This window comes from Methanococcoides seepicolus, assembly GCF_023684405.1.
GTDB lineage: Archaea > Halobacteriota > Methanosarcinia > Methanosarcinales > Methanosarcinaceae > Methanococcoides > Methanococcoides seepicolus.
The window spans coordinates 1-11,021 of sequence record NZ_JAGSOI010000073.1; the positions used below are offsets into that span (position 1 = coordinate 1).

At 41.7% G+C, this 11,021-nt stretch carries 9 protein-coding genes and 2 pseudogenes; 7 read left to right on the forward strand and 4 right to left on the reverse strand.

What is annotated here, in order from left to right; translation table 11 throughout:
* Positions 1-180: 180 nt before the first annotated feature.
* The 3 genes from KDK67_RS12510 to KDK67_RS12520 are packed head-to-tail and all read right to left on the reverse strand — an operon-like array spanning position 181 to position 3,902.
* Positions 181-573, reverse strand: coding sequence for a response regulator (locus KDK67_RS12510; protein ID WP_250869144.1), 393 nt, complete (start codon positions 571-573; stop codon positions 181-183).
* Positions 574-586: 13 nt separating this feature from the next.
* Positions 587-3,094 (reverse strand): histidine kinase dimerization/phosphoacceptor domain -containing protein, encoded by a 2,508-nt coding sequence (locus KDK67_RS12515; protein WP_250869130.1) that lies wholly within the window; start codon positions 3,092-3,094, stop codon positions 587-589.
* Between the two features lie 19 nt (positions 3,095-3,113).
* The gene (locus tag KDK67_RS12520) at positions 3,114-3,902 is read right to left on the reverse strand and encodes a helix-turn-helix transcriptional regulator (RefSeq protein WP_250869131.1); all 789 of its coding nucleotides are present in this window, start codon (positions 3,900-3,902) and stop codon (positions 3,114-3,116) included.
* Positions 3,903-4,217: 315 nt separating this feature from the next.
* On the opposite strand from KDK67_RS12520, the gene mtbC reads away from it, so the two are divergent.
* From mtbC to KDK67_RS12555, 7 genes and pseudogenes are all read left to right on the forward strand, one after another.
* The gene (gene mtbC / locus KDK67_RS12525) at positions 4,218-4,901 is read left to right on the forward strand and encodes a dimethylamine corrinoid protein MtbC (RefSeq protein ID WP_250869133.1); all 684 of its coding nucleotides are present in this window, start codon (positions 4,218-4,220) and stop codon (positions 4,899-4,901) included.
* Positions 4,902-4,919: 18 nt separating this feature from the next.
* Positions 4,920-6,323 (forward strand): annotated as a pseudogene (gene mtbB, locus KDK67_RS12530) ([dimethylamine--corrinoid protein] Co-methyltransferase).
* Between the two features lie 104 nt (positions 6,324-6,427).
* Entirely contained in the window at positions 6,428-7,936 is a 1,509-nt protein-coding gene (locus KDK67_RS12535; protein WP_250869135.1) for an APC family permease, read from the forward strand.
* Positions 7,937-8,056: 120 nt separating this feature from the next.
* Positions 8,057-8,962: a GAF domain-containing protein gene (locus tag KDK67_RS12540; RefSeq protein ID WP_250869137.1), complete on the forward strand. Its 906-nt coding sequence runs from the start codon at positions 8,057-8,059 to the stop codon at positions 8,960-8,962.
* A 66-nt stretch (positions 8,963-9,028) separates the two neighbouring features.
* Positions 9,029-9,433: a response regulator gene (locus tag KDK67_RS12545; RefSeq protein WP_250869139.1), complete on the forward strand. Its 405-nt coding sequence runs from the start codon at positions 9,029-9,031 to the stop codon at positions 9,431-9,433.
* 305 nt (positions 9,434-9,738) lie between these two features.
* Positions 9,739-9,915: a hypothetical protein gene (locus KDK67_RS12550; protein WP_250869140.1), complete on the forward strand. Its 177-nt coding sequence runs from the start codon at positions 9,739-9,741 to the stop codon at positions 9,913-9,915.
* A gap of 143 nt (positions 9,916-10,058) precedes the next feature.
* Entirely contained in the window at positions 10,059-10,214 is a 156-nt protein-coding gene (locus tag KDK67_RS12555; RefSeq protein WP_250869142.1) for a hypothetical protein, read from the forward strand.
* A gap of 662 nt (positions 10,215-10,876) precedes the next feature.
* Here the strand turns inward: KDK67_RS12555 and KDK67_RS12560 are convergent.
* Positions 10,877-11,021: pseudogene (locus KDK67_RS12560) on the reverse strand (IS1 family transposase); the annotation flags it as partial.

The following is an 11,021-nucleotide window of genomic DNA, read 5'->3' on the forward strand; positions in this document are numbered from 1 at the left end:
GGCTATTCAAGATGCAATCGATGGAAAGCCATTTGTTCCAACGATTGTTTGATTTTAGGATTGCAAATTAATTTTTTGTATTAGAGTTGATAATACAGGATTGACGATAGTTAGGCTGAATAGTTACGTTTTTACTTTAAATAACCAGGCTGAACAGCTTTTGCCATGGGCACTTTAAGTTCATTCAAGCTCTTTCTCTTCTCTGTAATTGCGAAGTGCAAGCTCAATGGTCGTATGAAGGCTGTTCTCTTCAAAAGGCTTGATAATATATCCGTAAGGCTTTGTTCTTTTAGCTCTCTCTAATATCTTGTCATCCGAATAGGCAGTGAGGAAAACTACTGGGACATCGAAGCTTTTTCGTATCTTGTCTGCAGCTTCGACTCCGTCCATATCACCTTTTAGCATAATGTCCATCAATATAAGGTCTGGAAATGTGATCTCCGCCTTACTGATCGCCTCTTCTCCCGACGACGCGATACTGGGGACAATGTATCCAAGGTTCTTAAGCATCTTCTTAATACCTAATGCGACGATCTTCTCGTCTTCCACTATCAGTATCTTGGTCTGGCTCATCATTTACCCTCTTTCAATTGTATTTTTCTTCTGTAAATTGAATTATGAACTTTGTTCCATTGTCCTTTTTAAGTTCAATGTTCCCATCGATCTGCTCAACAAGGTTCGTCACAAGCTGTAATCCAAGGGATTCGGTATCTCTGAAATCTATATCATCTGGTATGCCACTGCCATTATCGCTGACCGTTAGCATAAAATTGTCTCCGTGGTGCTCAATATCCACGGATATGATACCTTTCTCGTTCTCGTCCTTATCATCGAATGCATATTTAAGCGAGTTTGAAACAAGCTCATTAATGATAATTCCAAGTGGTACTGCAGTATCCATGTTCAGGAACACATCAGCGACATCAAGATCGATGGTGATGTTCCTGTTACCTACTACGTAGGATTGGGAAAGGTATGTAATAAGATTCTTTGTATAATCTGCAAAATCAATACTTTCCATATCCTCGGACTGATATAACTTCTCATGGACCAGTGCCATTGTCCTGACCCTGTCCTGGCTGTTCTTGAAAGCATCTCTTACTTTTTTGTCCTTGAACTTATCCGATTCCAGGTACAACAGTGTTGATATCACCTGCAGGTTATTCTTGATACGGTGATGGATCTCTTTCTTGCGAATTTCCTCTACCTTTAGTAATGCCTCTTCTGCACGTTTCCTTTCATCGATATTTACAATGATGCCTTGTAGATAATCCACATTTCCTTCTGCATTACGGCGGATAAAGGTCCTCTCATCAGCCCAGACGATTTTGCCATATTTGGTCAGTATCCGATATTCAATAGTAAACTCATTTGCTCCCTCGTCGCATTTTCTTTGTAGCTGTTCCTCCACTCTGGGGAGGTCCTGAGGGTAAACGATATTTGCATAAGTTACTTTACCGGATGCGAAATCCTCAGTTGAATATCCAAATTGTGAAATGTTCTTCGATACGAAATCAATAGGCCATCCTTTCTCCGCTCTCCACTTGAAAACAATGACAGGACTATTCTCAACAACCCTCTCCATCTCTTCTTTCATCTGGTTGGACTGTTCAAGCTCCTTTGAATATCGTATAAGCTCTTCTTCCGCTTTCTTCCGCTCGGTGGTTGCACTGTAAAGGGACTGTCTTGTCTTCTCGATACCGTCTGTAAGTATCCTGAAATCTCCTTCTCCCTTTAGTTTGATCTTACGGGTGAAATCCTCATTCTGGAATGCTGTCAGAACAGCGTTCGATTCATCGATAATGGCATTGAGCTTTGTTGCGAAACTATCGAGGGTATCTCCAATATGTTTGAACTCTCCTTTCAGGTCAGTTGCCACACGTGTCTGGAGCTCACCCTTTGCCAGTTCATTGGTAACTCGCATGGTCTCTGTCATAGGCTGTGTAAATGCATCAAGGATCTCATTCAAACCTAACGGTATGTTCTTGAAATCGATATCTACATCGGTATCAGCTCTGGCATGAAGTTCTCCGACCACAGCGGCATCTGACAGGTCCTTAAAATCAGCAACTATCTCATTGATGGGTCTTGTGACAAATCCGGCGATTATGGCTGCAAGTCCTGTCATGAAAATAATAGATATTGTGGATATCACAATGAGGTTGTTACGCAATTCAGTAACTCCAGCAAGCATTTCATCCTTTGGTACTACGAGAACAAAAGAGAAATTCCCTGTTTTGATAGGTTCGTAGAACATTACCACGGTCTTTCCTGTTGTAGGGTCGATAGTATCGATAAATCCACAGTTGCCTACTTTGATCTCATCTGCCATGGCGGTGATCTCAGGGACATTGAAATCATAAAGTGTTCTGTAGCCTATCCAGTCCTTCTGTTCAGGCTGCGAGATAAGGATGCCCGTATTTCCAGTCATGAATGCATATCCTGTGTCGAATATCTTCACTTCACTGACAACTTCATCAAGGTATGTGAGGGATACATCGACTCCGCCTATGCCGACAAACTCATCATCTTTGAAAATAGGCGTAACATAACTTACTATGAACACACCTTCGTAGAAATAGGGGTCAATGATATGATCGACCTTTGTTGTTTTTGGTAACTGGTAATAATCTGATTCCTCATAGTTCAATAATGGATCAATTGTCAGGTCTCCATTGATCCTGTTCCAGTATGGTATGAAGCGTCCGGTCTCATCATGACCTTCTGCGCTTATGAAAAGCTGGTCATTGCCATCAAAGGCATTTGGTTCATAGCATACATATGTTCCCAGAAGATTCGGGTTGCGTACTGCCACTTCCTTGAGTATATTATTCACTTCATCTCTGTTCGCAGAATCATAAGCGTTCATGGAATTGGCAATGGTCTGGCCTATTGCATGATTCTTACGCATATCGCTGTCAAAATAGTTGGCGAATCCCCTTGCTTTTTCGATAGATTGCTCATAAGCGAGGGTCTCTTCCTGTGATGTGACCGTTGAAATAATTACGGATGTTGATGTTACCAATACTAATAGAACGCCGACTACGATGAAGAGTATAAGCTTTGATTTAAGGGATGTGTTCTTCCAGTCCATTTGTTTCACTCCCTTGCGTTTAGAGCTCCGTGATCCTTCTTGAAAGGTTCTGATAGTGAGTGAAAAGCTCTTCTCCCCATTTACTGGCACTTTCATCAAAGCTCATGATCTTTCTGTGATCATACATTCCTTCTTTGTTGAAGAAACAGAGATATGTAAATCTTTCAGTTACCGTTATTGTGGTAAGTTTAATGGAATCGTCACAAACGTACAGGTCAGTACTTCCTGATCCTGTTAGAAGCTCTAATTCTTTTGAACAGTCTGTTCTCATACGATTGAATACCGACTCTGTAAATATAAGTGTAAAATCGATCTCTTTTGAAAGGAGGTCTATGAACAATCTGGGATAAAGGGGATGGAAGTAGGAGATGAACATTTTCACATTCTTTGAACGTATTATGTTCTCGGTAAATTCTATTGGCAGGTCGAACATGTGATTAAGATCAGGTTCTATCAACATACATTGCCCGAGTTCCCCTATGCGGTATGAAAGGGATTCGGGGATGGATGTAAGGTCACGGGTTGCCCAGTATTCCATGTTCTCTTCAATAACGCCAAGTGTCTTTAAAAGTGGGGACATGTTCTTTACTATAATGCGACCGACATCGGATAGCTCATAATCATCAAGTTCGTTCTGTACTATCATGTCCTGTTCTTTGAGTATCTTGATCTGTGGCATCATGGCCTTTGAAGTGACATTAAGTGATGTCTTGATCTGGTCGATGTTCCTTGGACCTTCAACCAATAATAATAAAAGGTTCTTTCTTTTTTCAGAAAGCCATATAGTATCACTAAGCGATGATCTCATCTGTTATCTTCTATAAAATCCTGTATCAATAGTAATGACTCTTTCGGTTGTCTATAATAGATAGGGCTTTAAGGAATTGCATTTTTCAAAATCCTACAACTATTAACTGTATTTTGTCAGCTTATATACCAAAGCCTTTAGAAATTCTTATGCCTCTGGAATTTCTCAAGTCTTAGGAATATCCGATACCACTAGCGATTTCTCATGCCATCCGCAATTTCCGATGTCAGTAGGACTTACACGCCAAATTATGCTATATAAGATACTGTTTTTTCATTCTATGGTGGTGTGGAGTAATATCCTGCTGCCACGTCAATGTGGTTTTTTCCACATGGATGTAAAGGAGGTTGTAACACGGCAAACGAAGAATTATTTAAAACACTATCCGATGCGGTAGTAAGTTGCAAGAAAGATGATGTAATCGCTGCAGTAGGTAAAGCAAAAGGTAAGGCTCCAGCAGTAGAACTTATCGACAACGGTCTCGCAGCAGGTATGAACGAAGTTGGTGTACTCTTCGAGAGAGGAAAACTTTTCCTTCCACACGTTATGATGGCAGCAGATGCAATGTCCGCGGGTGTTGAATTACTTCAGGACGAGCTTGGTTCAAGCGGAGGCGCATCTTCTAAGCTCGGTGTTATCGTAAACGGTACCGTCGAGGGTGACGTTCACGACATTGGTAAGGCAATCGTATCAACAATGCTTCAGGCAGCAGGTTTTGAGGTCCACGATATTGGCAGGGATGTTCCTGTACAGAACTTCATTGACAAGATCAAGGAAACCAACGCAGACATGGTCGGTCTTTCCGCACTTATGACAACAACCCTTCAGGGCCAGAAAGAAGTCATTGAGCTACTCAAAGAGAACGGACTCAGGGACAAGGTAAAGGTCATGGTCGGTGGCGCACCAGCAACTGATGCATGGGCAAAGAAATGTGGTGCAGACTGCTATGCAGAAAATGCAAGTGAAGCTGTAGCAAAAGCAAAAGAATTACTTCTCTGATCGATCGAGGTGTATAATATGGCAACAGAATATTTCTTAAGAATGGGTGACGGTCAGAAGATCTTCATGACAAAGGAAGACATCAGAGCTGACATCGAAGCAGGTAGTGCAGATGCAGCAGACCTTGGTGACATCCCAGCACTTTCCGAAAATGAAATGGAACACATGCTTGACATCATCACTTCACCTGGCAGGATTGTCGGCGTGGAGCCAGGCATGGAAGTTCCTGTAACTCACGATATCGGTGCTATCAGGATTGATGGTGACCAGGGTAACAGTGGTGTAGGTATTCCTTCAAGCAGACTTGTTGGTTCAATGATCCACGAGCGTGCTTTTGGTGCGGATACAATGGAACTCGGTCACATCGACTACAGTTACAAGCCTGTAAAGCCTGTCATCTCTCAGGAATGCCAGACAATGGAGTCCTGCCAGCAGAACATGATCATTCCTATGCTCTATGGCGCAATGCCAAACATGGGTCTTTACTACACTCCTGATGGTCCATTCGAGAATCCTGGCGATCTTATGAAAGCATTCAAGATCTCCGAAGCACAGGATTCTATTTCCCATGCTGCAGAGCACGGTATCCGCGACATGACCTGGATCATGCAAAAACTCCAGAATGTTGGTTGTGACGGTGTCAACTTCGATACCATCGGTGCAGCCGGTGACGGTGACATGTATGCATCCCTTCATTCTATCGAAGCATTGAGGAAAGAATTCCCGGGAATCTACATTGAAGCAGGTATGGCAGGAGAACTTGTTCTCGGTATGCACGGAGAGCTTGAGTACGATGGTACAGTACTTGCAGGTCTGTGGCCACATCAGCAGGCACCACTTGTAGCAAAGGCAGGAGCAAACATATTCGGTCCTGTATGTAATACCAATACCAGCAGGACATCCGCATGGAACCTTGGTCGTTCAGTAACATTCACAAAGGCAGCTGTTGAGGCATCAACAATTCCATGTCACGCAGATATGGGTATGGGTGTAGGTGGTATCCCAATGCTTGAGACCCCGCCAATAGATGCAGTAACAAGGGCAAGCAAAGCAATGGTCGAGATCGCTGGTGTCGATGGTATATAGATCGGTGTTGGTGACCCAATGGGTATGCCAATCTCACACATCATGGCTTCCGGTATGACCGGTATCAGGGCAGCTGGTGACCTTGTTGCAAGGATGCAGTTTGACAAGAACATGAGAATCGGTGAAGCAAAGGACTTCGTAGCAAAGAAACTCGGTGTTTCAAATGCAGATCTCTCCGACGAGTATGTCATGAGGGAACTCAGGGAAGAGCTCGACATTGGTGTAATCACATCAGTTCCTGGCTGCGCAAAGGGTATTGCAGCTAAGATGAACATCGAGAAGCTTCTCGGTATAGACATCAACTGCTGTGATAAGTTCAGGGAAATTACGGGTTAAATCCCTTCTGCATATACTGATATGAAGGTCCTGGCATTTGTCAGGTCCTTTTCAGTTTTTTGATCTGACAGGAAGTATTTATTAGAAAAGGAGTGTGATGTAATATGTCTGAGGAAAAGAAATCGGGTGTAGACTGGAAGCACGCAGAACAGTGTGCAAAGGTCGTCTGTGAAGCCGGTGAGCTTGAACGATCGATCGATTGGAAACAGGGGTTGGCTATTGCTATTGGTGTACCTTTATTGATCTTACCTTCGATTGGCTATTTTGCCAGCTATTTATGGTCATTTGCTATTATTGTATGGGGTCTCTCTGTATTCCAGGGATTTATGCAGAACCTCGCTTATGGTGAACTCGCAACTACATTCCCTAATGCATCCGGTCTGCCTGGATTTGCACAGAATGTTTTCAAGTCACCTAATCATGAAGGAAAGTACGACAAGGGTAAATTGATCGGTGGATTCAGTGCATGGAGTTACTGGTTCGCATGGAACCCTGTACTTGCTATCTTCGCAATTCTTATTGGTTTTTATCTTCACAGTTTGTTCCCTTCACTTGCAGCAACTTTCAGCCAGTACCAGCTTTCAATGATAGCAGGTGTTGTGATATTTGGTGGTCTTATTCTTGTGAACTACCGTGGACTTTCAAGTGGTGCTACAGTAGGTTATATCCTCGCAGCTTTCTCACTTATCCCAATGGCAATTATTACACTGGCACCTTATGCAACCGGTGACTTTGCAATGTCTAATATCACCAGTACCTGGTTGCCAACTGATTGGGCATGGGATTTCCATCATATATTGATCCTGCTTGGTATCTTTGCAATGGCTCAGTGGAGTGCTTGCGCATGGGAAACTGCAGCTATCTATGGTCCGGAATATAAGAACCCTGGATCCGATGTACCAAAGGCATTGTTCTCATGTGGTGCTATCTGTCTGGTAGCTTTCATTCTTGTACAGATGACCATTACTGGTGTACTGGGCATCGATGGTATTGCAGCTGCACCAATTGACCCAATGCTTCCGCTTGCACAGATAGCACTCGGTGACTTCGGTTCAACGATCGCTATTATCATGCTCATTGCAGCAATGGTATTGATCATCCAGACTGCATACCTTGGTGCTTCAAGGGCAATGCACTCAATGGCAACTGAAGGAAATCTTCCTAAAGTATTTGCAAAGACAAACCCTCATGGAACTCCGATCCTTGCAATGGTCGTTATCGGTATCTTCAACCTTGTCCTGATCTCAATGGGCACTCCATCAGCTATCCTCGCTGCATCAGCAATCGGATATGTTTGTGCTAACGGTATCAGCCTTTTCGCATACGTAAAGGCAAAGAGAGACCCACATCTTGCTGGTCTTGACAGGCCATTCAAGGCACCAACCGGATGGAAGAACGTTTCATTGATGTTTGGTCTTTTCAACCTTCCACTCTGTCTGGTCGGTGTGATCTACCTTAACAGTGTTGAAGGCAGCTGGTTCTCAACAATTGTCGGTATTTGTGTACTTGCTCTGTATGTCCCAATGTGGTTCTACTCACAGCATGAGGCACATACTGACAAGATGGCTGCTATAAACGTGGGTATGATACCAGAACTTTCAAGGAAAAAGTGATGGTATAAACAGCTCCTTTATTTGTCCAAAGATCCCGGATCTTTCCGGGAACTTTTCTTTTTTATTCAGCTGATGAATTTTGGTTATCTAATAAGTGTTGTGTAAATTATGGGTGGTTCTATGGTTATGGTCGAAGAGGTATCTGATGTTTCATATGAGGATCTTGAAGTGGTCTTTGTTTGGAATTCTGAGTATGGGTGGCCTATTGAGTTTGTTTCTGATAATGTTGCCATGTTTGGTTATGATGCAGATGATTTCATGTCCAAAGGGTTGAATTATGAAGATATTATTCACCCTGCTGATCTGGAAATGGTTAGGAAGGCATTGTCCGTTTATTCCGATGGTCCTGTTGATCCTGATGGGGTATTTGTACAGGAGTATCGTATTTTTACATCTAATGGTGATGTCAGATGGGTTCGCGAAAAGATGCTGATCGTTTATGATGAGCGCGGGTTGATGGAACGTCTGGAATGTAGTATCGTTGATATTAGCGATGAAAAGAAGATAACTGATTTCATGTTCATTCAAAGGGAAATGGGGACTGATCAGAATTGGTCTGGCAATCTTGAGGAGTCAATGGGTGCTCTTCTTAAATTGACAACACAGTTAGATGCTATTAATGCCGGTGCTCTCTATATGCTGGATGATGTCACTGGCGGACTTGTCCTCGTAAGACATAAAGGTCTCTCGGATGGTTTTTTGAGTTGTATCTCCTATTTCGATCATAATTCTATTCAGTTCAATTTTGCGGAGAAAGGTTTTCCTATATACAAGCATTATTCGGAGATCTACCCTTTTATTTCAGGTTCGTGCCTTAATGATGAGGGTCTTCAGGGTACTGCGATAATTCCTATCCATCACGAGGGGCATTTTATGGGAATGCTTTTTGCAGCATCATCTTCTGAGTGCATTATTCCTGAGAATGACCGTGATTCTCTTGATGTGATCAAGTCGCTTACGGGTCTTATGATAAATAATGTGAATATGTCTGTAAAGGTGGATGGAATTCGGTTTGACCTTACTTGATATTCTTTGTTATTGTGGTTACATATGTATGATCCTGGGCTGGAATATTTGTTTGGGGACTGTATTATGAAAGATGCGCAGATCGTAGTAGTTGAGGATGAACTTATCGTCGGTATGATGATAAAGTTGAAGCTGGCGAAAATGGGGTACTGTGTGTCAGGCCTGGCTTCAAGAGGGGTTGATGCTATCGCAATGGTCGAGAATGTCCGACCTGATCTGGTGCTCATGGATATACGTTTAAAAGGCGGTATCAATGGGGTGGAGACCGCGATGAAGATACGGGAAATGTCAAATACTCCTATCGTTTTCATTACTGCCGATTCTTCCCGTGAAACGAGGGAGATGGCAGAACTTGCCAATCCTCAGGGCTTTTTGCTCAAACCATTTATGGACGAAGAGCTTGGGTCTATTGTTGATTCTGTGTTATCTAATTCTGTGGAGACGGCAATGGTGGTAACTGTGAATGTCTGATCTGGCATAAGTTATCTTAGTCAGCATCTTCTTCTATTTTCATTTAATGTTCTGCTTCATCTCTTTTTTGTAGTTACAACGGCGAGGGGTTGTATTTCTCATGCGAGGTTAATTATCTCTAGTTGATGTCTATATTTTTCCTACAAAGGCATTCATAAAATTTTAATGCATAAAGTTTATATGCTGCATCCCCATTTAGGAAAATCACATTATCACTTAAAAACGAATCGAATTTGATGTATATACAATAATAGTTACTCTCGTAGCTTAAATTGAATGCTCAACTTCATATGGAGCGTGAAAAAATGGTAGAAATGGAAGATGTTATCATTGGTGCTTTCGCCTTTGCAGGAATTGCTACATTGATCCTTTATATGCTCACAAACCCTGGTGGATCTATTCCTTTCAATCTTCAGGAAGTTGCCGTGGGCTCTGTCGCGGTGTTCGTATTCAGTAAGGTCGCTTTCTTGTCAAGCTTCTAAGGTTCATTTTTTCCCTTTTATTACATTTTTAGGGGATATATTTAGGATCGCTTGTCACATTTATTTTTGTTTTCTTGGATATCTTCATCTAATATCTTTAATGTTAATCCTTGAAAGTATTTTTGAGCTTAAGGGGGTATGGTGTGGGTCGAAATTGTTGTGATGTCTGTAAGGTCTCTGGGGAATGTTCAAAACTTGGATTGAATCAGACGGTTGATGATCTTGGAGAAAAGAAGAGATTAGCTGCCTGTTTATATGCTTGTGAGCTTGAGTATTGGAAGATCGTTGGTGATGAGTGAGCCAAGGTTGGGTATAAGTTGCCGCTATGCCTATATTGAAATGCCTCCATCTCTTACCAAAAGTTAAATTCCTGTGCTTCGGTTTGTGAATGTGGATATTTCGGGAATATCCTTGAAATTTATAATATTTCTTAAGAGTAATAAATAGGATTGAATAATATGAATGAAAATGAAAATACTTTAAATAATGGTGAAATGCACGAGTCTGATGCCCCTGGGGCGAATGGGTCCTGCAGTAGTGGAAGCTGTTGTAGCTCTGGTAGTTGCTGTAGTTTTAAAATGTGGGTACTGATCGGTATCGCACTGGGACTCTTGTGGTATTTCGCAAATTGATGCAAAGAGTGAATACCTCTTTGCTTTTTTAATTGAATTTGGCATCCCTAACAAAATCCAATAAGGGTATCTGGGCTGCATTATTATAAATTACCATTAAGTATTTGTAATCGGTCCTTACATCGAAGATTCTCTATTTCTCTGCAGCGAAGGTAATCAATGTTCTATAAATTGTAAAGAGAACATTCTATTCTGTATGAGCTGGAAAATTGAAGAAACTCATGCTCAGTGAACAAGCTCTTTTTGCATTTATTTCACTTACTCATTCTCATACTTCATATTATTATATTTTGATTCAGTTAATTATTTGTATTAATAATTTGGCATTGTTAACTAAACATAGCTAACTCTTTATTTCTGTACTTCATCAAAAGAAGAACAGAGTACTTCAGCATTTCAAGACTCTTAGTATAACACTTTGACTTTCTTCTCAATCTTGCCAGAAAGTGCCTAATTATGCTGTTATATCCTTCA

Excerpts from the sequence above, each read along its gene's own strand:
- KDK67_RS12510 (WP_250869144.1), bottom strand. The coding sequence starts at position 573 with ATGAGCCAGACCAAGATACTGATAGTGGAAGACGAGAAGATCGTCGCA.
- KDK67_RS12515 (WP_250869130.1), bottom strand. The coding sequence starts at position 3,094 with ATGGACTGGAAGAACACATCCCTTAAATCAAAGCTTATACTCTTCATC.
- KDK67_RS12520 (WP_250869131.1), bottom strand. The coding sequence starts at position 3,902 with ATGAGATCATCGCTTAGTGATACTATATGGCTTTCTGAAAAAAGAAAG.
- mtbC (WP_250869133.1), top strand. The coding sequence starts at position 4,218 with ATGTGGTTTTTTCCACATGGATGTAAAGGAGGTTGTAACACGGCAAAC.
- KDK67_RS12535 (WP_250869135.1), top strand. The coding sequence starts at position 6,428 with ATGTCTGAGGAAAAGAAATCGGGTGTAGACTGGAAGCACGCAGAACAG.
- KDK67_RS12540 (WP_250869137.1), top strand. The coding sequence starts at position 8,057 with ATGGTTATGGTCGAAGAGGTATCTGATGTTTCATATGAGGATCTTGAA.
- KDK67_RS12545 (WP_250869139.1), top strand. The coding sequence starts at position 9,029 with ATGAAAGATGCGCAGATCGTAGTAGTTGAGGATGAACTTATCGTCGGT.
- KDK67_RS12550 (WP_250869140.1), top strand. The coding sequence starts at position 9,739 with ATGGTAGAAATGGAAGATGTTATCATTGGTGCTTTCGCCTTTGCAGGA.